Origin of the sequence: Sphingomonas sp. IC081 (assembly GCF_006874585.1) — a bacterium.
GTDB lineage: Bacteria > Pseudomonadota > Alphaproteobacteria > Sphingomonadales > Sphingomonadaceae > Novosphingobium.
Map to the genome: position 1 here is coordinate 2,826,845 of NZ_CP029761.1, position 25,249 is coordinate 2,852,093.

Below are 25,249 nucleotides of genomic sequence, written 5' to 3' on the forward strand. Positions count from 1 at the left end.
AACTTGCGATTCAGCCGCCCGCACCTACATTGGCGGGCGAAAGGACGGTTTCACCAACGATGAACGACGACCAGCCTAGCGGCAATCCCTGGGTCAAGAGCCTGCTCGTGTGGGGCGGTATTTTCCTCGCACTCCTTGTGGTTGTGCAGATGTTCAATACCCGCACCGAAAGCGGGCCGAGCATCGCCTATTCCGATTTTCGCGCCAAAGTGGCCGAAAACAGCGTCGCCTCGGTGGAAATCGGCGAGCAGCGCATCGACGGCAAGCTGAAGAACGGCGATTCGTTCACCACCGTCCCGGTGCCGAACGACACCACGCTGCCCCAGCTCCTGCAGGACCACGACGTGCGCTACGCCGGCAAGAACGCCGAAGAAGGCTCGATGCTGGTCTACATCCTCGCCCAGACCCTGCCATTCCTGCTGATCGTCGGCATCGCCTTCTTTGCGCTGCGCCAAGTCCAGAAGGGCGGCGGCTCGGGCGCGATGGGCTTCGGCAAGTCCAAGGCCAAGCTGCTGACCGAACGCGCGGGCCGCGTCACGTTCGACGACGTTGCCGGCATCGACGAAGCGCGCGAGGAACTGGAGGAAATCGTCGAGTTCCTGCGTGATCCCACCCGCTTCTCCAAGCTCGGCGGCCAGATCCCCAAGGGCGCGCTGCTGGTCGGCTCGCCGGGTACCGGCAAGACCCTGCTCGCCCGCGCCATCGCCGGTGAGGCGGGTGTGCCGTTCTTCACGATCTCGGGCTCGGATTTCGTCGAGATGTTTGTCGGCGTCGGCGCCAGCCGCGTGCGCGACATGTTCGAACAGGCCAAGAAGAACGCCCCCTGCATCGTCTTCATCGACGAAATCGACGCGGTCGGCCGCCATCGCGGCCACGGCCTCGGCAATTCGAACGACGAGCGCGAACAGACGCTGAACCAGCTGCTGGTCGAGATGGACGGTTTCGAGGCCAACGAGGGCATCATCATCATCGCGGCGACCAACCGCCCCGACGTGCTGGACCCCGCACTGCTGCGCCCCGGCCGCTTCGACCGTCAGGTCGTGGTGCCGGTGCCGGACATCGAGGGCCGCGAGAAGATCCTCAGCGTGCACATGAAGAAGGTGCCGCTGGCGCCCGACGTGAACCCGCGCGTCATCGCCCGCGGCACCCCGGGCTTCTCCGGCGCCGATCTTGCCAACCTCGTCAACGAGGCCGCCCTGCTGGCCGCGCGCCGCAACAAGCGCCTCGTCGCCATGCAGGAGTTCGAGGACGCCAAGGACAAGGTCATGATGGGCGCCGAACGCCGCTCGATGGTCATGACCGACGACGAGAAAAAGATGACCGCCTATCATGAGGCCGGTCATGCCATCGTCTCGTTGCACGAAACCGCATCGGACCCCATCCACAAGGCCACCATCATCCCGCGCGGGCGGGCGCTCGGCATGGTGATGCGCCTGCCGGAACGGGACAGCTATTCCTACCACCGCGACAAGATGCTCGCGAACCTCTCGGTCGCGATGGGTGGCCGCGTCGCCGAGGAACTGATCTTCGGCTACGACAAGGTTTCCTCGGGCGCCTCGTCGGACATCCAGTACGCCACCAGCCTGGCCCGCAACATGGTCACCAAATGGGGTATGTCGGACAAGCTTGGTCCGCTCCAGTACGAGGAAAGCCAGGAAGGCTACCTCGGCATGGGCGGTTCGCACCGCACCATGGCCTCGGACGAGACCAACAAGGTGATCGACAGCGAAATCCGCGGCCTGGTCGACACCGCCCATGCCCGCGCGACCACACTGCTCAAGGACAATGCGGAGCAGCTTGAAGCCCTCGCGCAGGCGCTGCTCGAGTACGAGACGCTCTCTGGCGACGAGATCAACCAGCTCCTCAAGGACGGCAAGATCGACCGGCCGAGCGAACCGCGCGGCACCGGTACGCCCCGCCCGCTCACCGGCTCGTCGATCCCCAAGGCCGGGCGCCGCTTCTCGGGCAACGTGACGCCGCAGGGCGTCTGACGGGGCCATCGGACTTCCCCTCGCGGGAAGAATGCAGGAAGGGGCGAGGACGGCGGAGTCCTCGCCCTTTTTTCATGCCCGCACGCCGGCGTGCTCACCGGCAGGCCTTTCAGAATCCGTTCGGAAATTCGGGAAGTACGAATAGTGCGGGAACAGGCCGGCGCCGCCTCGAGAATACCCCTCATGAGCATTTTCAAAACGGGCTTTCAGCTGCCCGACTGCGCCATCAATGCCACGAAGAACAGCCCGCCGATCGGCGGAAAGAAGCGCCGCATCCACCGAGAGACTGTCGGTCCGCAACGAGCGCCGGATTTCGAGCCGGTTCAACAGTCGCAGAGCTCGACCGGAACCATGTGCCGATAGCAGAAATTGTGCCCTCGACGACGGACGCCTTTGGGCAAATCTCGTAGCAATGTCCCGTAGCAATCGCGGGCATCAGAATTGGTGATTTTCCGGGGTATTACGGGCGACGCTGGGTCATTTTCCCGTAGCAACTTCTCGTGGCAGAACGAGTTTGGGGGACCATCTTGCGATGATCCCCCAACATTCTCAATCACTTGAGAAGTGATGGTGCCCAGAAGAGGACTCGAACCTCCACGCCCTTACGAGCGCCGCCACCTGAAGACGGTGCGTCTACCAATTCCGCCATCTGGGCACGGAAGCGAGGGGGCCGTTGTTGCCGTCCTCGCCGGGTAGGAGGGCGCCTCTAAGGGGCTTCCCGATTCCTGTCAACGCCCCAGCACCAAGTTTTTTCAAATCTTTTCAAAAATGCCGGAATTCCGCGTCTTGACGAGCGTTCGGTTGCCCCCACCCCTGCCTTGTGCCAATCCTTTTCAACGTGCGCATAGTCGGCTCAGGCGGATTTTTTCGCTCTTCGCCCCGCATGCGCCTCGCTGAAGGAGCCGTTCAGACCATGAGCCAAGGCAACCCCGAATCCGTTTCCGGCGCAAAACCCCTTTCCGGCCCAGAACACCTTTCCGGCCGAGAACGCCTTTCCGGCCGAGAACCCCTTTCCGGTAAAGTCGTCACCGTGCTGGGCGGCACTGGATTTCTTGGCAGGCATCTGGTGCAGGAACTGTTCGAACGCGAAGCCCGCGTCCGCATCGCCAGCCGTAACCCGGACAAGGCCTGGGCCATCAAGCCGCTCGGCAACCTCGGCCAGATCCAGTTCGCCCGCGTGGACGTGACCAAGCTGGATTCGCTCGCGCGGGTGCTGGCCGGGTCGGATGCCGTCGTGAACCTCGTGGGTGCCTTCACGGGCGATCTCGATGCGGTCCAGGGCAGCGGTGCCGGCCGGATCGCGGCAGCCGCCAAGGCAGCCGGAGCGCAGGCCTTCGTGCATGTCTCGGCAATTGGCGCCGATGCCGGGTCGGACGTGGCCTATGCCCGCACCAAGGCCGAAGGCGAACAGGCCGTCCTTTCCGAATTTCCCGGCGCCACGGTAATCCGCCCGTCGATCCTGTTCGGGCCGGACGACAATTTCGTGATGATGTTCGGCAGCCTCATCGCCCGCGCCCGGGTGCTGCCGGTATTCGCCCCCGAGGCGAAACTTCAGCCGGTATTTGTCGACGATGTCGCTGCTGCGATTGCCGTCGCCCTGACCGCTCCCGAGGTGCATGGCGGCAAGACTTTCGAACTGGCCGGGCCCGAAGTGATCTCGATGCTCGATCTCAACACGCGAATCATGGTGGCCGAGAACCGCGAACGCACGCTGATGCCCATGCCGGACGCCCTGGCAGGCCTGATCGCCGCCCTGCCCGGCACGCCGATCAGCACCGACCAGTTGAAACTGCTCAAGGCTGGCAGCGTCGCTAGCGGCTTGCTGCCGGGACTTGCCGAACTGGGCGTGGCCGCGCGGCCCCTGGGCCTGTTCCTCGATCGCTGGATGACGCAGTTCCGCCAACACGGCCGTTTCGGGGCCAAGCCCGCCCGCACCTGATCCCCTCCCCGGGTCACAAACAAGAAAGGGCCGCCCGAACGGACGGCCCTTTTCTCACGAACCGGAAGCGAGCCCCTCAGGCGTCGACTTCGGCGTAGTGGCTCGGCGGCTGGATCACTTCCATGCGTTCGCTGAGCAACGGACGGAACGAGGGGCGCGACTTCATCACCAGGTACCAGCCGCGCGCCTGCTCGTGGCTCGACCAGTCGAGGCCGCCAAGATAATCCGCCACGGAAATCTGCGCCGCGGCGGTGAGATCCGCCAGGGTCATCGTCGACCCCGCCAGCCAGGGGCGATTATCGATCAGATAGTCGATGTAATCGAGGTAATCGTGCGCGAGCTTCATGGATTCGCGCAGGATCTTGGCATCGGGCGACTGGCGCAGGACCAGCCGCTTCTTCATGCGTTCGTGCAGCAGCGGGCCCGAGACGTCGTTGAAGAAGTTCTCGTCGAACATGGCAACCAGACGGCGGATTTCCGCGCGCTGCTGGGCGGTTCCGCTGATCTGCGGGTTCCGGTCCACCGTCTCCTCGAAATATTCGCAGATCGCCCGGCTGTCCGACAGGACGATATTGCGCTCCGCCTCGCGCACGACCGGCGTGCGGCCCGCCGGGTTCATCGCGAAGAGCCTGTCCTCACCCTCCCACGGACGCGCGGTCTGGAGTTCGTAGGCGATGCCTTTCTCGGCCATCAGCAGCCGGACCTTGCGGCTAAAGGGGCAGAGCGGGAACTGGAAGATGTGCCACATGGCGATTTTGAATGCCAAACCCGCCCGCCAGCGTCCACCCCGCCGCCCGAACGAAGCCTTCGGCAGAGTGCCTGCGAGCGCGGAATCGCGTGGATAACTGCCCGCCTTGCCGCTGCGGCGGGATGAGGGCCGGCAGCGCGATCATCCCGCGCGCGACAGTGGCTGCCCGCCCAGCAAGGGCGCCATCGCCGCCAGCTTGGCCTCGATCCCGCGCCAGAGCCGCCCCAGGGCAAGATCGGCCGGGGTGCCCCCGGCAAACTCGGCGATCGGGCGGCGGTGAACGGAGCATCGCTCGATCGCGCTCGCCATCGGCACTTGCGGCCAGCCCAGCGCCTCTCCGCAGGCAAGGTCGCGGTGCAGGCGGCGGCGCATGTCGGTCATCGAGAGGACCGGCAGGATCGGCGCATGGCGTGTGTGGTGCCGCAGCAATTCGCGCCGCACCATGTCGAGCGCGCGGCGGGCCAGCGGCGATGGCGGCAGCGGCACGATGACAAGATCGGCGGCGGCGATCACCTGTTCGGTCACCTCGTTCATGCCGGCGGGGCAATCGAGCACGATGCGTTCGTATTCGCAGCGCAGCCGCGTGGTCATGGCGGCGAGGCGCCGCCGCTGGCCGAGCCGGGCCAGTTGCAGCGGCAGGCTGCGCAAGCTGTCATCCGCGCAGATCAGCGAGAGGCGGTCGACATGGGTGGGGCGCACAAGGTGCTGCGGCTTGCCATCCCGCTGGAACACCGCGGCCGCGCCCGCCGGCAGGTGCGCAACCTTGGCCGGTTCATGGCCGAGCACCCAGCCCGCGCCCCCCTGCATGTCGAGATCCCAGAGCAGCGTCTCTCGCGCGCCATGCACGGCAAAGCGCCAGGCAAGATCGACCGCGAGCGTGGTTTTGCCGACGCCGCCCTTGATGCTGTAGACCGCAATGACCGCCATGCGCGTCTCCGTGGTAACGATGCCGTGAGGGACACCTCCGGGAATCCACGCGGGCCCGCCGCATGGACTGGGAAAGGATCATGCGCCGTTCCCGCCGGGATGCAATTGCCCTTGGCGGGGTGCAATCCATTCCGGATCAATCTCTTGCCCGGCGCCCGCGCCGAGGCCCAGCACCGGTGCGATATTCACCGCTGAATGTCATGCCCGCGATTGACCCTGCCGCGCGCCGCGCCGACATCTCTGCGCGCGAATCCAGCCCCCCGTTTACCGGACAACCGCAAGGGAAGCTTACATGTTCAGCCACATCTGCGTCGGCAGCAACGACCTCGCCGCCGCCAAGACCTTCTACGACGCCGTGTTCGCCACCATGGGCGCGACGCCGCTGATGACCGACCCGGCCGCGGGGCGGCTTGCTTACGGCCATAACGGGTCCAATTTCATGGTCGTCAGCCCGCTCGACGGCAAGGCCGCGACGTTCGCCAATGGCGGCACCGTGGGCTTTTCGATGGACAGCGCCGAAGCGGTTGACGCCTGGCACGCTGCGGGCTGCGCGGCGGGCGGACTGAGCTGCGAGGATGCGCCGGGACCACGCGAATTCCCGTTCGGCACGCTCTACCTCGCCTACTTGCGCGATCCCGACAACAACAAGCTCTGCGCGATGTACCGCATGGGCTGACCGCCTTGTGCACCGGCCCGCGCAAACGACGCGGGCCGGGCCTCATGGGAGAGACATGATGATCCTGAAGAGCCTGCGCCTCGGCACCAATGACCTTGATAAGGCACGTGAATTCTACGACGCGACGTTCGCCGCGCTCGGCGTGGGGCCATGCCAGTCGACGCCTGAATGGCCGATCGTGCTGTGGGATGTCGAAGGCCTCAAGTTCATGCTCGGCCCGGCCCGCGACGGCAATCCGGCGACCCATGCCAACGGCGGCACCGTGCTGTTCGAAGCCCCTGACGAAGCCACCGTGCGCGCCTGGCATGCGGCGGGCCTTGCCCATGGCGGCACCTGCGAGGGCGCGCCCGAAGCCAAACCGCAGGCTCGCGGCGCTTTCGGGGCCTACATGCGCGATCCCGACGGCAACAAGCTGGGAATCTATTGCGGGCTCAAGGTCGGCTGACAAGCGGCGCTGGAAGGCGCTTGGCCGCCGATCCCGCCCTCTTCATAGGCGAACATGGGCTGCTCCAAGGCGGATCACCTGCTGCTGCCCATTCAGTGCATGGACAGCGGCACGCTTGGGTGAATGGAGCCGCCGTTCCCCGCTACCGCAATCCAACGGCGAAGTTGTTGCGGCGAGCGACGCGCTTGCATGGCCGCGGTCAAGCAAGGCAAGTATCTACAACGTCTTGTTCGCGAGTAGATTGGTGACGCGGCACCGCCCGCGCTAAACCCCCAGCAACTTCCTGCGGAACAGCTTCCTGACCAGCCGGTCCTCGAGAATGCGGCCAATGACGTAAAGCGCCGCGAAGAATGCCGCAAAGACGTAGGCCGAGGTCGGCGAATGCTTCTTGTCGGCGCCCTTTTCCTTGTCCTTCTTGGCGTCGGGCTTTTCGGGCTCCGGAGCGCCGAGGAACTTGTCGATCGGGTTCATCGCCGCTGCCGGCTTCTTGTCATCCTTCTTGTCGTCCTTCTTGTCGCCCGCTTCCTTGCCCGCTTCTGCTGCGGGGCTTTCCAGCTTGCCCAGCGCCACCGTCAACTGCCCGAAGGCGAGGAACAGCAGCGGGGCGAGGAAGCAGAACAGCAGCGCCCGGCTCTTGAGATTGTAGCGCAGTACCGATCCCGTCCCGCCCTGCTCGATCTGGAGCACGCCGCCGTCAAAGACCGACATCTTGTCCTGTGCGGCCTGGTCCTTCTTGCTGAAGGTCAGGGTATCGCCGCTGCGCTGGTGGCTGGTGCCGCTTTCGCCGAACAGGGGCTCCAGCCGGTCAAAGGCCTCCTCGCCCGATTGCTGCGGGGCAAGGGCAAGAGTGCCCCGGACATGCCAGATCCAGTCGATGAAACGCGCGCGCATGCGATCTCCGTTGGCGCCCTTGCGGCGCGCCGGTTCGAGGTCCGCCGGCCCGGTGGGGGCCGGCGGATGCAGGGGATGGACAAAAGGGAAGCGGGCGCGGCGGGAGCGCGCCCGCGCGGATCATTCGGCAGGAACGGCGGCTGGTTCCTGGTGGCGGAACTTTTCCTTCAGCGTCTTCCAGCCTTCCGTGAATGTGTAGGTCATCTGCTCGCGGATCGACATACGGCGACCGCCTTCCATGCCGAGCAGCTCGGCCTCACCATCGACGCAGGTCCCGAAGATGCGGTCGATGAAGACGAAAGTATTGGAATAGTTGCTGCGGCTCGCCTCGTAATCACGCGAGTGGTGGACGCTGTGATGCTCGGTCGTGTTGAACAGGAAGCGCCACCAGCGCGGCGTGTTGAAACGCACGTTGATATGCTGGTAGGTGCTGATCGCCATGCCGAAGGTCCCGGCCAGCATCGCGGCGCGCGGCAGGAAATCGAAGAAGCCGCCGATGCCCAGGCCAATCAGGAACAGCTCGGTGGGGTTGCCCACCGCACCCTTGTTGATGTTGAGCTGGGTGATGTAGTGGTGCACCGAATGGGTCAGCCAGAGCGGGTACCAGTTGTGCATGCCCCGGTGCATCCAGTACTGGCCGAAATCGAAGATGAAGGCGATCAGGAACGCCTGGAGCAGCAGCGGCAGGCCGGTGAACCAGCTGAACTTCTCCCAGTTGAAGGCATGCTGGATCGCCTCGATCATCACGCCGTCGCCGATGTAGTTGTCGACCAGCCGCAGCGCGGTATAGCCAAGTCCGACATAGAACAGGTCGGTGGTGAATTCCTTCCAGGTCAGCCGCCAGCTTTCGTAGCGGGGAAAGAAGTACTCCATCGTCAGCAGCAGCACCTTGAAGCCGATGCCGATGCCGATCGCGGTCGATGCCTTGGCGATGGAATTGGGCGCGTAGTACCAGAAGGCAAGCAGTCCGAAGAGCACGGTGGGCTGGAACCAGGTGAAAAACACCTGCTTGAAGGGCCCGCCTTCGACGCGCGGGATGTTCTCCCATCCCACCGTCACCGGTGATTGCGTGCCGATCAGCCTCTTGCCAACGAGAACTCCGTCCATACGCCTGCCCTTCGCATCAATTTCGTATTAATCGGCTACCCACTTCAGTAATACTAATTGAGAGTATGGTAATACGGACTCGCCGCAAGGTCTACAGGATTATGACGATGTTGCCGCGCAACATCCAGATGCGACATGTCACCGCTCGGGACTGGCGGATTTCCGCAAGATTCTGAGCGCCCTTCGGCAAGTTGGACCATATGCCTCGGGCGTTTTGCAAGGTCATGGCGCTGGCGCGGGGGCGTTGCCGGCTCGCGAGATCGCTCATGTGCGAATGCGAAACGAATCGCTCCGCATGGGCCGAATGCGGCCCGCGGCACCCCCGGCTTTCACCGGGACAACCCACCACAACGAGCTTGAGAATGCAGGGGAATTTCGCGGCATTTGGCCGCGAAGGGGCGCTCAGCCCCTACGCGTCTAACGCGAGAGCAGGAACACCGCGTGTTCGGCGCGGAAGTTGGCCGCCGCCGCGCTGCATTGCTTGTCGCCCGAGAGGAACCAGGCGCCTTCCACCTTGATCCCGCGCTCCCTCACCAGTTCGCGGAAGTCCTCGACGGTCAGGTGGTGGATGTTCGGCGTCGCATACCAGGGGATCGGCAGCAGGCGCGTCACCGGCATGCGGCCACCCCACAGCAGCGAGAGCCGCACGCGCCAGTGCGCGAAGTTGGGGAAGCTGACGAAGGCGCGGCGGCCGATGCGCAGCAGTTCTTCCAGCACCACGTCGGGACGCATGGTCGTCTGCAAGGTCTGCGAGAGGATCGCGTAATCGACCGACTGGTCGGGATAGAAGGCCAGGTCCTTGTCGGCATCGCCCTGGATCACCGAGAGGCCCTTGCCGACACAGAGGCCGACGTCGGCGGAATCAAGTTCCATGCCGCGCGCGTCGCAGCGCGTGTCGTCACGCAAAGCCTGCATCAGCGTGCCGTCGCCGCAGCCGACGTCGAGCACGCGCGATCCCGGCGCGACATTGGCGGCGATCACCGCAAGATCGGGGCGCAGCAGGCTCATCCATCCTGCTCCAGAATCGCCGCGAAGGGACCGGAAAGCTTTTCCATCAGCCGGTCGGGCCGTGCCAGCGGAGTGAAGCCCAGCTTGGCATAGACGCCGTGGGCGTCCTTGGTGGCAAGGCCGAAACGGCGCACACCGGCATATTCGGGATGCTCGACGAACCAGCGGGCGAGTTTGGTGCCGAGGCCCTGCCCGCGCACGCTCTCATCCACCCAGACGTCGGCCAGCCAGGCGAAGCTGGCGCGGTCGGAAATGACGCGGGCGAAAGCGACAATAGTGCCATCGGGCAGGTACGCGCCAAGGCAGTGCGAACCGGCGATCTGGCGCTCGACCTGTTCGCGCGCGATGCCCGGCGTCCAGTAGCTCGACGCCAGCCAGGCGTGGATGCGCGCGATATCCAGCCGCGAGGTGTCATCGCTGAGTTCGATATCGGGCATGTCGGTATCAGGCATTTGGCCGGCTTTCTCCAAGGAAACCTTCGACCACGCGGTCGAGCGCCGGCACGTCCAGCAGGAACGAGTCGTGCCCGTAAGGGGCGGACAGTTCGACAAAGCTCACCGGCAACCCGGCGGCATTGAGCGCGTGCACCACGTTACGCGAATCCGCCGTGGGGTAGAGCCAGTCGGTATCGAAACTGACGAGGCAGAAGCGCGCCTTCGACTGGGCGAACGCATTGGCGAGCAGGCCCCCATGCTCTTCGGCAAGGTCGAAGTAGTCCATCGCGCGGGTGATATAGAGGTACGAGTTCGCATCGAAGCGGTCGGTAAAGGCCAGCCCCTGATAGCGCAGGTAGGACTCGATCTGGAAATCGGCGTCGAAGCCGAAAGTCTTTTCCTCGCGGTCCTGCAACCGGCGGCCGAACTTCTCGGTCAGGCCCGCTTCCGACAGATAGGTGATATGCGCGGCCATGCGCGCGACGGAGAGGCCCTTCTCCGGACCTTTACCGTGATCGTAATAGGCGCCCTCGCGCCATTCGGGATCGGCCATGATCGACTGGCGGCCCACTTCGTGGAAAGCGATGTTCTGCGCCGAGTGCCGCGCGGTGGAGGCGATCACCAGCGCCGCGCGGGTGCGGTCGGCGAAGTTGGAGGCCAGGCTCAGCGCCTGCATGCCGCCCATCGATCCGCCGACGACGGCATAGAGGCTCTCGATCCCCAGCGCGTCCAGCAGGGCGACGTGGCCGCGCACCATGTCGCGCACGGTGATGACCGGGAAACGCATGCCCCAGGGCTTGCCGTCTTCGGCAAGGCTGGCCGGGCCAGTGGAGCCCATGCACGAACCGATGACATTGGCGCAGATCACGAAGAAGCGGTTCGTGTCGATCGGTTTGCCCGGGCCGACCATGCGCACCCACCACCCGGGCTTGCCGGTCTTGGGGTGGTTGGAGACGACGTGATGGTCGCCCGTCAGCGCGTGGCAGATCAGGATCGCGTTGTCCTTCGCGGCACTCAGCGTGCCGTGCGTCTCGTACGCGATGCGCGCGCCGGGAAGGCTCTGCCCGCCATCGAGCGGGAGCGGCTGGGTCAGTTCGAGAACCTGACTGGAGTCGGTGATCTGCGTGCTTGCCATGATGAACTGAGCCAAGTGGGGGACGCCCTGCCCGCTGTCAATTGTTCTGGCCGGTTTGAAAAGTGCGTGGACGCGCATTTTCGTTTCGCGCCTTGCCCGCCGCATCCCAGCCCCGCTCAGGCTGAGCGGCGTTGATCCAAAGGAATTCTTACAAGGCACGCGACCAACCAAAGCTCGTCATCCCCGCGAAGGCGGGGAACCCGCTTCCTTTTTGCCACGCCGCAAACAAGAACAAGTATTAGCGAGGGCCCCGCCTTCGCGGGGGCGACGGGGTAATATGTCGGAAGCTTGGCTCAGGAACGGCGCAGCATTGTGATGAGCCCGCCGCCGCGCCCGATCGATCCGTTCCCGCCGGCCAAATCGCCCTCTGTCCTTCGCACGCCTGCTGGGCTAATAGGCCGCCCATCATGACCGACAGCCAGACCATCGCCCCCCACCAATCGCGCCAAGCCCCGCAGCCCAAGCCGTGGATCGACGCGATCCATGCCTATGTGCCCGGCAAGTCGAAGGGGAAAGACGGCAAGCCGCTGATCAAGCTATCGGCCAACGAGAACCCGCTCGGCACCAGCGCCCGCGCGCTTGAGGCACGAGCACAGGCCCCGGCGCTCTATCCCGATCCGGACAGCACTGCACTGCGCGCCGCCATTGCAGCAAAGCACGGGCTCGATGCCGCCCGCGTGGTAATGGGCACCGGCTCGGACGAGCTGCTCAACCTTGCCGCGCAGGGTTACGCGGGGCTCGGCGACGAAGTGATCTACGTGCGCTACGGCTTCTCGGTCTACGACATCGCCGCGCGGCGCTGCGGGGCGACCCCGGTGGTCGCGCCCGATGCCGACTACGGCACCGATGTCGACGCGCTGCTGGCTCTGGTCACCGAAAAGACCCGCGTGGTCTTTGTCGCCAACCCCAACAACCCGACCGGCTCCTTCCTGCCGGGGGGCGAGATCGCGCGCCTCCACGCCGGGCTTCCGGCCGACGTGCTGCTGGTGCTCGACCAGGCTTACGGCGAATATGTCGCACCCGAGGATGACGACGGTTCGCTGGCGCTGGCCGCCGCGCACGACAATGTGCTGGTGACGCGCACTTTCTCGAAGATCTTCGGCCTTGCGGGGGAACGCATCGGCTGGGCCACCGGCGCGCCGGGGCTGGTCGCCACGCTCAACCGCATTCGCGGGCCGTTCAACGTCTCGGCCACCGGGCAGGCGATGGCGCTGGCGGCGCTTGCCGACGATGCTTTCGTCGAAGCCAGCCGCGTGCACAACCGCGACGAGCGCGCCCGCTTCGTCAGCAAGCTGACCGCGCTCGGCAACCACGGGCTGCGTCCGCTGCCGACACAGGCGAACTTCGTGCTGGTGCTGTTCGAAGGCGCGCTGAGCGCCGAGGCCGCGTTCGATGGCCTCGCCGATCGCGGCTACATCGTGCGCTGGCTGCCGGGTCAGGGACTACCGCAGGCGCTGCGCATCACCATCGGCAAGCCGGAAGACATGGACGCCATCGCCGAGGGTCTTCGCGAGATGGCGGAAGCCGCCAAGTGACCTTCAGCAATATCGCGATCATCGGGCTCGGCCTGCAGGGCGGCTCCATCGGCCTTGCGGTCAAGGCCTACCTGCCCCGCGCCCGCACCACCGGCTACGATCTCAGCCCCGCCCACCGCGCCCGCGCCGCCGAGCGCGGACTGGTGGACGAAGTCTGCGAAACGCCTGCGGACACCGTGCGGAATGCCGATCTGGTAATCTTCTGCGTACCGCCCGGCGCCATGGGCATGGCCGCCGAGCAAGTGCGCGAGGCGCTGCCCGCGCATTGCCTGGTCAGCGATGTCGGTTCCAGCAAGCAGGCCATCGCCCGCGACCTTGGCGCGGCGCTGCCCGATCACATGGTGATCCCCGCGCACCCGGTGGCCGGCACCGAGAACTCCGGCCCCGACGCCGGCTTCGCGCACCTGTTCCGCAACCGCTGGTGCATCGTCACCCCGCCTGCCACCACCGACATGCTCAAGCTGAGCGATCTCGTCGGCTTCTGGGAGGCCCTCGGCGCCAATGTCGAGATCATGACGCCCGAGCACCACGACCTCGTGCTTGCCGTCACCAGCCACCTGCCGCACCTCATCGCCTATACCATCGTCGGCACCGCCTCCGATCTCGAGGACGTGACGCAGAGCGAGGTCATCAAGTATTCGGCGGGCGGCTTCCGCGACTTCACGCGCATCGCCGCCTCCGATCCGACGATGTGGCGCGACGTGTTCCTGTCCAACAAGGACGCGGTGCTGACGATGCTCCAGCGCTTCACCGAGGACCTGACCGCGCTGCAACGCGCCATCCGCGTGGGCGACGGCGACATGCTGTTCGACCAGTTCAAGCGCACCCGCGCGATCCGCCGCTCGATCATCGAGGAAGGGCAGGACGATTCCCGCCCCGACTTCGGCCGCAACGATCACGAAAACGAGAAGTAACCGGCAAATGGCAGGCCTGCGCGGCACGCGTCCGGGTGCCGCTGCCTGAATAGGCCCCCGGTTCTCGGCCGGAGGCCCCTCAGCCTTCCGCCGACCCCTTTGCCGCCGACCCCTCTGCCGCCGAATAGTGCGGATTCAAGGCATTGATCGCCGCTTGCACGCGCGTCTCGATCTCCTCGCGCGGGAGGCCGGTCTCGATGCGCGTGCCGAAGCGCATCACCACGGTGCCGGGTTTTTTCCAGCGCCGATGGTAGAACCGCCCGGAATCCACCGCCACCGGCACCACCGGCAGGTTCACCAGCTTGTAGATCCCGGCAAAGCCCGATTGCAGCGGCACCGCGACACCGCTGGCCACGCGGGTGCCTTCGGGGAAGATCGCCAGCGGGCGGCCCTGCGCCGCAAAACCGCGTGCCGAGGAAACCATCGCCCTGAGCGCCTTGGCCCCTTCCTCGCGCGAGACGGTGACGGCGCCGTAGTGGCTTGCCGCCCAGCCCCAGCCGGGAATGCCCATCAGTTCCGCCTTGGGGAACGGCACCGGCAGGCGCAGCAGCATGGGCAGGTCGATCGCCTCGAAGAAGCTTTCGTGGCGCAGCGCCACCAGCACGCCGCCTTCCGGGACCTCGCCCTCGATCCGCAGCCCGATGCCCAGTATCCAGCGGCAGCACAGGCGGTGGAAATGTGCCCAGCCGCGCACCCGCGCGCGCATCGGCCCGTCGCCGATCAGCGAGGCCAGCCAGACCAGCATCACGCAGACCATCGTGCCGGGATAGAACACCAGGTAGAACACCAGGCTGCGGATCACGTCGAGCGGGGTGGCAGGCGTGTCCGGCGTGATTTCAGGCGAATTGCGGGTCAAGATTTCTTCCAGGGAGGGCTGTTCCAGGTATCGAGCGCCATGCGCCCGATGTACTTGTGGAATTCGAGAAAGAGGATGCCGAGGCTGGGGTGCGAGGGCACCGCGTCCGCGCGGATGAGCACGCCCTTGGGCAGTTCGCGCGCCAGTTCGTAGGCGGCGCGCCGCATGTGCCAGTCGGCAGTGACCAGCCGGACCGAGCGGACCTTGTGGCGGATGATCCAGTCTTCCGCTTCCAGCGCGTTGGAGCGGGTGTCGTAGGCCTCGTACCCCAGCGTGATGCAGCACTTCATCAGCGCATCGGGAATGCGGTACTCGGCCGCCAGTTCGCCGGGGCGCACCTCGCGGTCGACACCCGAGATCAGCAGGCGCGGCGCGCCCTTGTGGGCCAGCACCGCCAGCGAGCGCTCGATCCGCCCGCGGCTGCCGGTGAGCACAATCACGGCATCGGTGCGTTCGGACAGCGGCAGGGGATCCGGCAGCGCAACGGCAAACCAGATGAAGCCGAACAGCCAGAACAGCAGCAGGAAGGCAGCGGTACGACGGAACATGAGCGAGCTACGTTACAAATCCGTGGGCACTATAGCATCTTGCGCAAGGCATGCAGCACTGTGAAACGCGCCGTCAGCATCGCCAGCAGAGTGGAGAGCAGCGGCACCAGCGCCAGCAGCAGCCAGTCGGTCCACACCAGCGCGCCGCTGTCCACCATGCCGGCGCCGAGGCCGCCGAAGCGCCGCCCGATCGAGAGGATCACCACCATCGCCAGCGCCAGCCCGACCGCGCCGCCGCCCGCCGCGTCGAGCCCGATCGAGCGCTGGAACACCCGCGCGACCTGGGCATCGGTGCCGCCGAGCAAGTGGACGATCTCGATCACCTCGCGGTTGGCCCCGAGCGCCGAGCGCGCCGCCAGCAGGACCGCCGCCGCCAGTGCAAAGGCCAAGAGCGCCACCAGCGCGATCGCCAGGACCTGCAGCGAGACCATCGCGTCGAACACCGGCTTCAGCCAGCTGGCCTGGGCATCGATGCGGGCCGAGGGGGCAACCGGGGCCAGCGCCGTTTCCAGCGCCTTCAGCCGCTCGGGCGTTGCGGCGCCGTTCAGCCGCACGTCGATCAGCGCGGGCACCGGGATGGCCGAGCTGGTGCTGCCGGGCGCCGCGATCTCGGTACCCAGCCAGGGTTCGATCAGCGCATCGAGCTCGGCTTGGGGAACCTGCCTGAGCCCGGCGATGCGCGGCTGGCGCTTCAGGGCATCGATCGCCGCGCGGGTCTCGCGCGCCCGCACGTCCGCGCGCGGTTCGAGCAGCTGGACGGTCACCCCGCCCTCGATCTCGGCGCGGGCGGACGTTACCGCATTGCCGATGGCAAGACCGGCGGCAAGCGCGATGGCGGTCAGCGCCACCATGATCGCGATCACCCAGGGCATCGGCCCTGCCATGCGCGCCTGCGGCACCAGTTCGGCACTGCGCACGCCCAGCCGCCGCCAGCCGAGGCGGGGGGCGCCGTCCGTTGGGGTCTTGGCGAAGATCATGCCGGTTTCCTCGGCGGATAGCGCAGCGCTCCGGTGGGATCGGAAAGCCGCCCGCGATCGAGCCGCATGATCAGGCTGTCCGACACCTTGCGCAGCAGGTCGAGATCGTGGGTGGCGACCACCACCGTCGTCCCCTGCCGGTTGAGCATCTCGAACAGACGCATGAGCTTTTGCGCCATCTCGGGATCGACGTTGCCGGTCGGCTCGTCGGCCACCAGCATCGCGGGCCGGGCGATCACCGCGCGGGCGATGGCGACGCGCTGCTGTTCGCCGCCCGAAAGCGTGGCAGGCCGCGCATCCAGCCGATCGGCCAACCCCACCCATTCGAGGATGTCGCGCACCGGCCCGAAGATGTCGCGCTCCTGATGCCCGGCGACGCGCAAGGGCAGCGCCACGTTGTCGAAGGCGGACAAGTGCGGGATCAGGCGGAAGTCCTGGAACACCACGCCGATCCGCCGCCGCAACACCGGCAGGCGCGCACGCGGCAAGGTGATGGCATCGGTGCCGAACATGCGGATCGCCCCGCGCGAGGGGCGCTGGGCGAGATAGAGCAGCCGCAGCAACGAGGTCTTGCCGGCCCCGCTCGCCCCGGTGAGGAAATAGAAACGTCCGGCGAACAGCGTGAAGGTCAGGTCGCTCAGCACCTCGCGATCGGTGCCATAGCGCAGGCCGACATTGTCAAAATGGATGATTTCGCCGTCCGCGGTCATGCTCGTCTGGTCTAAAAGCCTAATCAGGGGACAAGTCGATCCGAACGGGCGACTATCCACACCTAACCCGCATTCAGTGTGGAAAAAAGAGCGCTCCGGCCTGTGCCCACAGGTCTGGCGCTTGTCGGGGGCGAGTCAGTCGTGCTTATAGTTTCGAGACCATGATTATCGCCTGCCCCGCTTGCTCTACGCGTTATGCCGTGCCGGACAGCGCGGTCGGTATCGATGGCCGCACCGTGCGCTGCGCCAAGTGTCGCCACAGCTGGTTCCAGGAAGGCCCCGCCATCGACGGCGCGATGGAGACGGCCGGCGCCGCGGCTGCAGTCCCGGCAACACCGCAGCAACCGGCCGCCGCGCGACCCGAACCCGTGGCCGCGCAGGCCGCTCCTGCCGCAGTTCAGGCCGCCCCCCCACAGCCTGCCCCCGCGCAGCCTGCCTATAGCCATGCCGCCGAGCCCGCGCCGGGCTTCTCGACCCCGCCGCGCATGCCCGCCGTGCGGGTGCCCGCCCCGGCCGCGCCCGCACCGCAAGCCGCGCCGGAACCGGAAAGCGATCCGGTCGCCGCGCCGGTCGGCACCGCATCCGCCGCGCGCAAGGCTGCCGGTTACTACGACGACACCACCGCGCCGCACTATGCCGACGAGGGGCCGTCGAGCTTCGATTTCGCGCCGCCGTTCCGCCCGCGCCGCAACTGGGCCAAGCTGGCGACGATCGCCTCGGTGGTATTTGCCGGGGCGACGCTGGCACTGACCGGCGCGGTCGCTTTCGGCGGCCTGCCCGACTGGCTGCCGATCCCGACGCAGACCTTCTCGAAGGCCCCCGCCGACCTCCAGCTGGACTTCCCGCGCAAGCGCCAGGACCGCAAGCCCCTGCCCGATGGCAGCGAGTTCTTCTCGGTTTCCGGCACGATCAGCAATACCGGCAGCGAGACCCGCTACGTGCCCTCGCTGCTCGTGGCGCTGCGCGACAAGCGCGACCGCATCGTCTACGAAAAGGAGCTCGTCCCCTCCAAGCGCAAGCTGAAGCCGGGCGAGGCGATCACCGTCAACGAAGCGCTGACCGACATTCCCAAGTCCGCCGCCGCCGCCGAGATCGGCTGGAAGCCCGACTGACCCCTAACCGGCCGGAGGCGGCCTCGAGGTAGCCCCGCGGGCAGAACCTCCCCCCGAGCGCCCCCGCCGACCTGCCCTCCACGGCACTCTGCCGCCTGATAGCGGCAGGTTTTTCCCCGCGTGCTGCGAACCTTGCCGCGCGCCCGCGCAATGCTGCCCATTTCGGCACAGCCCGTTCCCAGACCGGCAAATCTTGCCGCGTGTTGCACGCGCCCCTGTCAAATAATTCGCGCCCGCGGCACCGACCACTGCGCCCGCTTCCTAGAAGAGTCATGCGAACCTGAAGAAACGGGATCGCACGCGGACCGGCGTACTCCGGTCCAGGCCGCAGAACTCGGCCTCACCATTCAAGAAGGAATGAACCAATGGCGTTTTCCGTCAACACCAATGCCGGCGCAATGGCTGCTCTGCAGTCGCTGAATGCTACCAACCGCTCCATGGAAACCACCCAGAGCCGCATCAACACTGGTCTGAACGTTGCTTCGACCAAGGACGATTCGGCCAAGTACACCGTCGCCCAGACCCTGCGTGGCGACCAGGGTGGTCTCACCGCGGTGACCTCGTCGCTCAACAACGCCAAGTCGGTTGTTGACGTCGCGGTTTCGGGCGCTGAGCAGATCTCGGACCTCATCAACGACATGAAGTCCAAGGCCTACGAAGCGGCTTCGGCCACCGACTCGGGTACGCTCGAAGCCCTCCAGAAGGACTACGACGGCCTCAAGTCGCAGATCGACTCGATCATCTCGTCGTCGGACTTCAACGGCGTGAACCTGCTCGACAGCAGCGGCGGCTCGGTGAGCTCGCTGCAGACGCTCGACACCGGCAACCTGCTGACTGTCTCCAGCGTCAACATCGGCGGTCTGAGCGGCGGTTCGGCCACCCTCAGCGGCCTGTCGGGCAGCTCGGACCTCGCTTCGGCCACCGCCGCTGCGAGCACCGTCGACAACCTCGACGCGCTGTCGGACGCCCTCAACACGCAGCTCTCGACGCTGGGCGCCAAGTCGCGCCAGATCGACGGTCAGCTGGAATTCACCAGCAACCTGAGCGACGTGATCGAAACCGGCATCGGTAACCTCGTCGACGCGGATCTCGCCAAGGAATCGGCGAAGCTTCAGGCCCTGCAGGTCCAGCAGCAGCTGGGCGTCCAGGCTCTGTCGATCGCCAACCAGGCACCGCAGACGATCCTGTCGCTCTTCCGTTAAGGAAGGCCGACGGCCTTTTCAGCCCCCAGGCGAAAGGCCGGAACGTCATGGAGGCCGGGGTGGTTCGCCACCTCGGCCTCTTTTTTTGGGCGTTTCCCGGCCCCCGCGCCGAGGCTGCCCTGCCGCGCCCTTCTATAATAATCATGGCCCACCAATGGGGGAGCGGCCGTTTTCAAGCCGGAAATGGACCAAGATGCTTGATTTCCTAGACAACTGGAGCTTGCCCAAGAAGTTGTGGGCTGCCTTCTCCATCATCAATCTCATGATCGCCGCTGTCGGCATCAACGGCTACCTGGCCACCCGGGAGCTCAACGACATCGCGAAGACCCACGTCGAGAAGGGCATCGGCGGGATGTCCGCGCTGGTCGACGTCATCAGCGACGTCAAGGAGCTGCGGATCGTCGTCTACAGCTACTACAACGCCGCCAGCACCGAGGACGCCGCCAAGCTGCGCGACCGCCTTGCCAAGGGTGAAGACGCGCTGGCCAAGTCGATCGACGCTTTCGACGCCGTCGCCGATCCGGCCTTCGAATCCGACATCGCCCTGCTGCGCCGCAACGCACAGACGCTGAAGGACGTCAACAAGCGCACGTTCGACTTGCGCACCAGCGGCGATTTCCCCGGCGCGATGGCGATGATCAAGAAGGAGGGCAAGGCCGCCTCGCACGACACCATCGAACAGACCGAAAAGCTGATCGACACCCTGCGTGAGCGCACTGCCGCCAAGGCCGCGGACGGCGATGCCACCGCCGCGCAGGCGACCTTCCTCGCCATCGCGCTGGCCGGCATCAGCATGGCCGGCATCGTCCTGATCTGGCTGCTGATCAACCGCTCGGTCGCCGCGCCGATGACGCGCATCGCCCATGTCACCACCTCGCTGGCCGAAGGCGGCCATGTCGAGGTGCCCTACCGCGAACGCGGCGACGAGATCGGCGAGATCGCCGAGGCGGTCGAGCAGTTCCGCGTTGCCGCCGAAGGGCGCGCCGAGATCGACGCCCGCAATGCGCAGGAGCAGGAAGTGGTCACCACCACGCTGCGCGCCAGCCTCCAGGCGATCAGCGAGGGGGACCTCACCCAGTCGATCAAGGCCGAGTTCCCGCCCGCCTATGCCGAACTGAAGACCAACTTCAACTCGGCCGTCGGCGCCTTGCGTGACCTCATCGGCGCGGTGACCGAAAGCACCCACGCCATCCGCACCGGCTCCAGCGAGATCGCCCAGGCCTCCGAAGACCTGGCCCGCCGCACCGAAAGCAATGCGGCGAGCCTCGAGGAAACCTCGGCGGCGATCACCCAGATGGACGGCCGCCTGCGCGCCACCGCCTCGGCGGCGGGGCGCACCGTGGAGCGGGCCGACGGCGCCATGGGCGTGGTCGAATCCGGCCGCTCGATCGCCGACGAGGCGGTCCAGGCGATGGGCCGCGTCAGCGAGAGCGCCAAGGGCATCGACTCGGTGATCGAGGGCCTCGACAAGATCGCCTTCCAGACCCGCGTGCTCGCCATGAACGCCGCCGTCGAGGCGGGCCGGGCCGGTGATGCGGGCCGCGGTTTCGCGGTCGTGGCCGACCTCGTCTCGGCGCTGGCGATGCGCTCGGAAGAGGAAGCCAAGCGCGCCCGCGAACAGCTCACCGCAACCCAGACCGACATCGGCACCGCCGTGGAAGCGGTGCAGCGGGTCGACGGCGCCCTGCAGAACATCTCGGGCGACGTTTCCGAGGTGCATTCGCTGCTCAGCAACATCGCCACCGACAACCAGGCGCAGTCCTCGACGATCACCCAGATCAGCGCCGCGATCGGCACGATGGACCAGGCGACCCAGCAGAACGCGGCGATGGTCGAGGAGACCTCGGCCGCGGCGCGCAACCTGAACAGCGAGGTGACCGCGCTGGCCGACCGTGCGGCGATGTTCCGGGTGAGCGGCGAAGTGGCCGGCTACAAGCCGCGCGCCGCCGCGCCCGCTCCGGCTCCCGCGCCGCGCGCGGTGCCGGCCGCGATCACCACCAGCCAGGTCGCCCCGGTCCGCAAGGCGGCCCCCGTCGCGCTCGCCACCGGCCAGGACGACGACTGGATGGACTTCTAGAGCGCTTTCCGATCCGGCCGCATCGGATCGATCGCTCCACGATTGTGATGCCACGCACGTCATGGCCGGTCTGGGTGCAAGACCGGCCATGATCTTCCAAGGGCCGCCCCGTTCCCCGGGGCGGCCCTTTTTGCTACTTCAACTTCAGCGGCAGTCCGGCGGCGACAAACACCACATTGTCGGCAACCGCGGCGACCTGCTGGTTGAGGCGCCCCGCCTCGTCGCGAAAGGCGCGGCCCAACGGGGTTTCCGGCACCAGCCCGAGCCCCACCTCGTTCGCCACCAGCGCAAGCGGCACCGGGCAATCGGCAATCGCCCGGCACAGCGCGTCGAACTGCGGGGCCAACGTCATTTCGGCCATCATCAGGTTCGACAGCCACAGCGTCAGGCAATCGACAAGGATCGCGTCCGCCTCCCGCGAGGCGCGGGCGATGGCGCCGGTGAGGTCGAGCGGCGCCTCGATGGTGGTCCAGCGCTCGCCCCGGTCTGCCTGGTGGAGCGCGATGCGCGCCGCCATCTCGTCGTCGAAGGCCTGCCCGGTCGCCACATAGGCGAGACGGCCCGCCACCACCTCGATCCAGCCTTGCGCATGGCGGCTCTTGCCCGAACGCGCGCCGCCCAGAACAAACGTGCTGATCATCGGGCCATCTCCGTCAGGGCAAGGAGGCCGTCGATGTCGAGATGCGCCTCCATGGCCCCTGCCAGTTCGTCGAGCGCGGCATCGACTTCGGCATGATGATCGCGCCGGTCGCTTGCCGCGCCGAGCCGGGCCAGCAATTGCGCACGCAGATCGGTCGAGGCGAGCAGGCCGTGGCAATAAGTTCCCAGCACGCGGCCAGCGGCATCGCGCGCACCGTCCGCACGCTCATCCGCCAGCATCGCCAGCGGCGCACCGGAATGCCGGGTGGTCACGCCCATGTGCATCTCGTAACCCTCGAAGCGGGCGCCCAGCGCCTCGCCCGATACGGTCCGCAGCGCCTTGGCCGGACCCAGCACCGTGGTCACGTCGAGCAGGCCGAGCCCGGCCGTCTCGCCGGGCTGGCCCTCGATCCCCAGCGGGTCGGCGATAGTCCTGCCGAGCATCTGGAATCCGCCGCAGATACCCAGGATCATGCCGCCGCGCCGATAGTGCGCCAGGATGTCGATGTCCCAGCCCTCGGCCCTCAGGAACGCGAGATCGGCCATTGTCGCCTTGGAGCCCGGCAGCACGATCAGCGCCGCTTCGGCCGGGATCGGCGTGCCCGGCGGGATCATCGCCACCTCCACGCCGCTTTCCTGCCGGAGCGGATCAAGATCGTCGAAATTGGCGATGCGCGGCAGGATCGGGCAGGCCACGAGACACTTTCCCGAGGCGCCGCCCAGCCCGCGTTCGAGCACCACGGCATCCTCGCTCGGCAGGCGGCCGACCGCGCTTTGCCATGGCAGCACGCCGTAGCCGCGCCAGCCCGAACGCTGCGCGATGGCGGCATAGCCGTCCGCGAAAAGGGCCGGATCGCCGCGAAACTTGTTGATGAGGAAACCGCGGATCTGGGCGGCATCGTCAGGCGCGATCACCGCGCGGGTGCCGACCAGCGAGGCGATCACCCCGCCGCGGTCGATATCGCCGATCAGCACGACCGGCACGTCGGCCTCGCGCGCAAAACCCATGTTGGCAATGTCGCCCGCGCGCAAGTTGATCTCGGCAGGTGAGCCCGCGCCTTCGACCACCACGAGGTCGCAGCGCGCCTCCAGCCGCCGGTAGCTGGCCATGACTTCGGGCAGCAGAGTGCGCCGCGCCTCGCGGAAATTGGTGCTTCCCAGCGTGCCGCGCACCTGCCCGTGAACAACCAGCTGCGAGGTGCAGTCGGCCTGGGGCTTGAGCAGCACCGGGTTCATGTCGACATGCAGCGGCGCCCGCGCCGCCAGCGCCTGGAGCGCCTGAGCGCGGCCGATCTCACCGCCCTCGGGGGTGACGGCGGCGTTGTTGGACATGTTCTGCGGCTTGAACGGCAGCACTTTGAGCCCGCGATTGGACAAGGCCCGGCACAGCCCCGCCACGAGCACCGACTTGCCGACGTCCGAGCCGGTCCCCTGCAACATCAAACCTGCCATGCGCTCCCCGCGATTCCCAAGATCAATGCCCCTGATGCCAGCACCGCGCAGGCGCGCCGATAGACGCCCAGCGCCCGCCGCAAGTCGGCGGCCCCCGCCTCGCCGCCCTCCCGGCCGATCCACGGCTTTTCGGCCGTTACACCGTCGTACCGCACCGGCCCCGCCAGCCTCACGCCGAGCACGCCTGCCATCGCCGCCTCGGGCCATCCGGCATTGGGCGAGGCATGCAGCGCATGGTCGCGCAGCATGGTGCCCCAGCCGCCCCCGCCAACCAGGCAAAGCAGCAGCCCCGCCAGCCGCGCCGGGATCAGGTTGACCAGATCGTCGATCCGCGCCGCCGCCCAGCCATAAGCGCGCAGCGGCTCCTCGGGATGGCCGATCAGGCTGTCCGCCGTGTTGATCGCCTTGTAGGCCCAGACGCCGGGCAGACCGCCCAGCACAAGCCAGAACAGCGGCGCTGCGACACCGTCGCAAAAACTCTCGGCAAGGCTCTCGATCGCGGCGCGGGCCACCCCGGCCTCGTCGAGTTCCCGCGTCTCGCGCCCGACGATCATGCCGACGCGGCGGCGCGCGGCGACCAGGTCGCCCGCCTCCAGCGCCGCCAGCACCGGGGACACGTGATCGTCGAGGCTGCGTGCGGCCAGCGCCGGCCAGGCCAGCAGCGCCAGCACCGCCCAGGCCCAATGGCCCGCCAGCGCGCGGACACCGAGGACCGCCAGCGCGCTCATGCAGGCCGCCGTACCGATCAGCGCCAGCATCGCCGCAAGGCCCGCCAGCCGCCGCTGCCAATCCGGCCGGGCAGGACGGTTGAGCGCCCGCTCGCAGCCGGTGATGATCCTCGCAAAAAGCCCGACCGGATGGCCGATACGGGCATGGAGGCTGGACGGCCAGCCGAGCGCGCCCTCGAGCGCCATGGCGGCGAGGATCGTCGGCTCAGCCATTGTGCAGGGCCCGATCCAACCGGGCCAGGGCGGCAGGGTCGGCAGGCACGCCGAAGCGCAGCCAACCGGGGAACTCGGCGAAAGGCCGCACGAGGATGCGGGCGCGAGCAAGGCGTTCGAACAGCTCGGCCGCGCGGCAGCCGGTGACGAGCCGGAACAGCGGACAGGCGCCCTCTGCCACCAGCCCATGGCGCGCCAGCACGGCATCGAGCGCGGCGGCGCGCCCCGGCAACTCGGCGCGCGTTGCCGCGATCCAGGCCGCATCGCCATAAGCCGCCGTGCCGATCGCCAGCGCGCCTGCGTGGAGCGGCCAGCTGCCCATTGCCGCGCGCAGCTTCGCCAGGATCGGCGGCGGTGCCAGCACAAAACCCAGCCGCACCCCGGCCAGGCCGAAAAACTTGCCGAAGGAACGCAGCACGATCAGCCTGCCCTCGGGCCGCACTGCCGCAACAAGGCTGGCTTGCGGCGCGCAGTCGCCAAAGGCCTCGTCGACGATCAGCCAGCCGCCACGCCCGGCGATCCGGTCCGCCCAGCCGCACAGCGCCTCGGGCGAGTGCAATACGCCATCGGGATTGCCCGGATTGGCGATGACACAGGTTTCCGCCGCCGCCGCGACCTCGCCAAACCGGACGGGACAAGACACTGCGAAGGCCTCGACATGGCTGCGGTAGCTCGGCACCGGCGCCCGCCCCGGCAGATCGAGGATCCGCGCCAGCAGCCGCAGCGCCGCCTCGCTGCCCGGCACCGCACAGCACTGCGCCGGATCGGCCCCGAAATGCCGCGCCGCCACCGCTTCGAGCGCGGCGAGCACAGCAGGATCGGGCAAGGCGTGCCAGTCCGGAGCGAACGCCTGCGGCACCGGCCACGGCGCGGGATTGAGCCCGGTCGAGAGGTCCAGCCAGTCCTCGGCAGCGCCGCCGAACAGCCGCGCGGCCTCGGCCAGGCGGCCGCCGTGGTGGAGGAAATGGTCGATCACCGGCTCGCC

General features: G+C 67.2%; 25 protein-coding genes and 1 tRNA gene. 9 read left to right on the forward strand and 17 right to left on the reverse strand.

Features of this window, described 5'->3' with window-relative positions; all coding sequences use genetic code 11:
- Positions 1-59: 59 nt before the first annotated feature.
- On the forward strand, positions 60-1,991 hold the full coding sequence (gene ftsH, locus DM450_RS13420) for an ATP-dependent zinc metalloprotease FtsH (RefSeq protein WP_142635583.1): 1,932 nt from the start codon (positions 60-62) through the stop codon (positions 1,989-1,991).
- A gap of 72 nt (positions 1,992-2,063) precedes the next feature.
- Here ftsH and DM450_RS13425 read toward each other — a convergent pair whose 3' ends face one another.
- Together DM450_RS13425 and DM450_RS13430 are read right to left on the reverse strand one after the other, a co-directional pair.
- Positions 2,064-2,318 (reverse strand): hypothetical protein, encoded by a 255-nt coding sequence (locus DM450_RS13425; RefSeq protein WP_142635585.1) that lies wholly within the window; start codon positions 2,316-2,318, stop codon positions 2,064-2,066.
- A gap of 241 nt (positions 2,319-2,559) precedes the next feature.
- Positions 2,560-2,646 (reverse strand) — tRNA-Leu (locus DM450_RS13430).
- A 258-nt stretch (positions 2,647-2,904) separates the two neighbouring features.
- Here DM450_RS13430 and DM450_RS13435 point away from each other — a divergent pair.
- On the forward strand, positions 2,905-3,930 hold the full coding sequence (locus DM450_RS13435; RefSeq protein WP_142635587.1) for a complex I NDUFA9 subunit family protein: 1,026 nt from the start codon (positions 2,905-2,907) through the stop codon (positions 3,928-3,930).
- 76 nt (positions 3,931-4,006) lie between these two features.
- Here the strand turns inward: DM450_RS13435 and DM450_RS13440 are convergent, their stop codons facing one another.
- Positions 4,007-4,678 (reverse strand): glutathione S-transferase family protein, encoded by a 672-nt coding sequence (locus DM450_RS13440; protein ID WP_142635589.1) that lies wholly within the window; start codon positions 4,676-4,678, stop codon positions 4,007-4,009.
- Positions 4,679-4,819: 141 nt separating this feature from the next.
- Positions 4,820-5,605 (reverse strand): ParA family protein, encoded by a 786-nt coding sequence (locus DM450_RS13445; protein WP_142635591.1) that lies wholly within the window; start codon positions 5,603-5,605, stop codon positions 4,820-4,822.
- A gap of 292 nt (positions 5,606-5,897) precedes the next feature.
- Between DM450_RS13445 and DM450_RS13450 the strand changes: the two genes are divergently transcribed.
- Together DM450_RS13450 and DM450_RS13455 are read left to right on the forward strand one after the other, a co-directional pair.
- A complete protein-coding gene (locus DM450_RS13450; protein ID WP_142635592.1) occupies positions 5,898-6,281 on the forward strand; it encodes a VOC family protein in 384 nt (127 codons plus the stop codon).
- A gap of 55 nt (positions 6,282-6,336) precedes the next feature.
- Positions 6,337-6,726, forward strand: coding sequence for a VOC family protein (locus DM450_RS13455; protein ID WP_260609856.1), 390 nt, complete (start codon positions 6,337-6,339; stop codon positions 6,724-6,726).
- Positions 6,727-6,990: 264 nt separating this feature from the next.
- Here the strand turns inward: DM450_RS13455 and DM450_RS13460 are convergent, their stop codons facing one another.
- The 5 genes from DM450_RS13460 to DM450_RS13480 all read right to left on the reverse strand — a co-directional run bounded on the left by DM450_RS13460 (position 6,991) and on the right by DM450_RS13480 (position 11,301).
- On the reverse strand, positions 6,991-7,617 hold the full coding sequence (locus DM450_RS13460; RefSeq protein WP_142635594.1) for a hypothetical protein: 627 nt from the start codon (positions 7,615-7,617) through the stop codon (positions 6,991-6,993).
- A gap of 120 nt (positions 7,618-7,737) precedes the next feature.
- Positions 7,738-8,724 (reverse strand): sterol desaturase family protein, encoded by a 987-nt coding sequence (locus DM450_RS13465; RefSeq protein WP_142635596.1) that lies wholly within the window; start codon positions 8,722-8,724, stop codon positions 7,738-7,740.
- A gap of 417 nt (positions 8,725-9,141) precedes the next feature.
- Positions 9,142-9,732, reverse strand: coding sequence for a methionine biosynthesis protein MetW (metW, locus tag DM450_RS13470; protein ID WP_142635598.1), 591 nt, complete (start codon positions 9,730-9,732; stop codon positions 9,142-9,144).
- Entirely contained in the window at positions 9,729-10,184 is a 456-nt protein-coding gene (locus tag DM450_RS13475) for a GNAT family N-acetyltransferase (protein WP_260609857.1), read from the reverse strand. The genes metW and DM450_RS13475 overlap by 4 nt, the downstream gene beginning before the upstream one ends.
- Positions 10,177-11,301, reverse strand: coding sequence for a homoserine O-acetyltransferase (locus tag DM450_RS13480; protein WP_142637894.1), 1,125 nt, complete (start codon positions 11,299-11,301; stop codon positions 10,177-10,179). The genes DM450_RS13475 and DM450_RS13480 overlap by 8 nt, the downstream gene beginning before the upstream one ends.
- A gap of 407 nt (positions 11,302-11,708) precedes the next feature.
- Between DM450_RS13480 and DM450_RS13485 the strand changes: the two genes are divergently transcribed.
- Together DM450_RS13485 and DM450_RS13490 are read left to right on the forward strand one after the other, a co-directional pair.
- The gene (locus DM450_RS13485; RefSeq protein WP_142635600.1) at positions 11,709-12,836 is read left to right on the forward strand and encodes a pyridoxal phosphate-dependent aminotransferase; all 1,128 of its coding nucleotides are present in this window, start codon (positions 11,709-11,711) and stop codon (positions 12,834-12,836) included.
- Entirely contained in the window at positions 12,833-13,750 is a 918-nt protein-coding gene (locus tag DM450_RS13490) for a prephenate/arogenate dehydrogenase family protein (RefSeq protein WP_142635602.1), read from the forward strand. Before DM450_RS13485 ends, DM450_RS13490 begins: the two co-directional genes overlap by 4 nt.
- Positions 13,751-13,829: 79 nt before the next feature.
- Here DM450_RS13490 and DM450_RS13495 read toward each other — a convergent pair whose 3' ends face one another.
- The 4 genes from DM450_RS13495 to ftsE form a co-directional block, all read right to left on the reverse strand.
- On the reverse strand, positions 13,830-14,507 hold the full coding sequence (locus DM450_RS13495) for a lysophospholipid acyltransferase family protein (RefSeq protein ID WP_142637896.1): 678 nt from the start codon (positions 14,505-14,507) through the stop codon (positions 13,830-13,832).
- A gap of 95 nt (positions 14,508-14,602) precedes the next feature.
- Positions 14,603-15,154, reverse strand: a complete 552-nt coding sequence (locus DM450_RS13500; RefSeq protein WP_142635604.1) for a YdcF family protein — start codon at positions 15,152-15,154, stop codon at positions 14,603-14,605.
- A 29-nt stretch (positions 15,155-15,183) separates the two neighbouring features.
- On the reverse strand, positions 15,184-16,131 hold the full coding sequence (locus tag DM450_RS13505) for a cell division protein (protein WP_409529340.1): 948 nt from the start codon (positions 16,129-16,131) through the stop codon (positions 15,184-15,186).
- Positions 16,128-16,841, reverse strand: coding sequence for a cell division ATP-binding protein FtsE (gene ftsE / locus DM450_RS13510; protein ID WP_142635606.1), 714 nt, complete (start codon positions 16,839-16,841; stop codon positions 16,128-16,130). The genes DM450_RS13505 and ftsE overlap by 4 nt, the downstream gene beginning before the upstream one ends.
- Before the next feature lie 161 nt (positions 16,842-17,002).
- On the opposite strand from ftsE, the gene DM450_RS13515 reads away from it, so the two are divergent.
- From DM450_RS13515 to DM450_RS13525, 3 genes are all read left to right on the forward strand, one after another.
- Positions 17,003-17,953, forward strand: a complete 951-nt coding sequence (locus DM450_RS13515; RefSeq protein WP_142635607.1) for an MJ0042-type zinc finger domain-containing protein — start codon at positions 17,003-17,005, stop codon at positions 17,951-17,953.
- Between the two features lie 365 nt (positions 17,954-18,318).
- Positions 18,319-19,155 (forward strand): flagellin, encoded by an 837-nt coding sequence (locus DM450_RS13520; protein ID WP_142635609.1) that lies wholly within the window; start codon positions 18,319-18,321, stop codon positions 19,153-19,155.
- A 193-nt stretch (positions 19,156-19,348) separates the two neighbouring features.
- Positions 19,349-21,232 (forward strand): methyl-accepting chemotaxis protein, encoded by a 1,884-nt coding sequence (locus DM450_RS13525; RefSeq protein ID WP_142635610.1) that lies wholly within the window; start codon positions 19,349-19,351, stop codon positions 21,230-21,232.
- Between the two features lie 133 nt (positions 21,233-21,365).
- Here the strand turns inward: DM450_RS13525 and cobU are convergent, their stop codons facing one another.
- Genes cobU through DM450_RS13545 form a run of 4 tightly spaced genes read right to left on the reverse strand, consistent with a single transcriptional unit; the run spans position 21,366 to position 25,237 of the window.
- Positions 21,366-21,872 (reverse strand): bifunctional adenosylcobinamide kinase/adenosylcobinamide-phosphate guanylyltransferase, encoded by a 507-nt coding sequence (gene cobU / locus DM450_RS13530; protein WP_142635613.1) that lies wholly within the window; start codon positions 21,870-21,872, stop codon positions 21,366-21,368.
- Positions 21,869-23,323: a cobyric acid synthase gene (locus tag DM450_RS13535; protein WP_142635615.1), complete on the reverse strand. Its 1,455-nt coding sequence runs from the start codon at positions 23,321-23,323 to the stop codon at positions 21,869-21,871. Before DM450_RS13535 ends, cobU begins: the two co-directional genes overlap by 4 nt.
- On the reverse strand, positions 23,311-24,264 hold the full coding sequence (gene cbiB / locus DM450_RS13540) for an adenosylcobinamide-phosphate synthase CbiB (RefSeq protein ID WP_142635617.1): 954 nt from the start codon (positions 24,262-24,264) through the stop codon (positions 23,311-23,313). The genes DM450_RS13535 and cbiB overlap by 13 nt, the downstream gene beginning before the upstream one ends.
- A complete protein-coding gene (locus DM450_RS13545) occupies positions 24,257-25,237 on the reverse strand; it encodes a threonine-phosphate decarboxylase (RefSeq protein ID WP_142637902.1) in 981 nt (326 codons plus the stop codon). Before DM450_RS13545 ends, cbiB begins: the two co-directional genes overlap by 8 nt.
- Positions 25,238-25,249 lie beyond the last annotated feature (12 nt).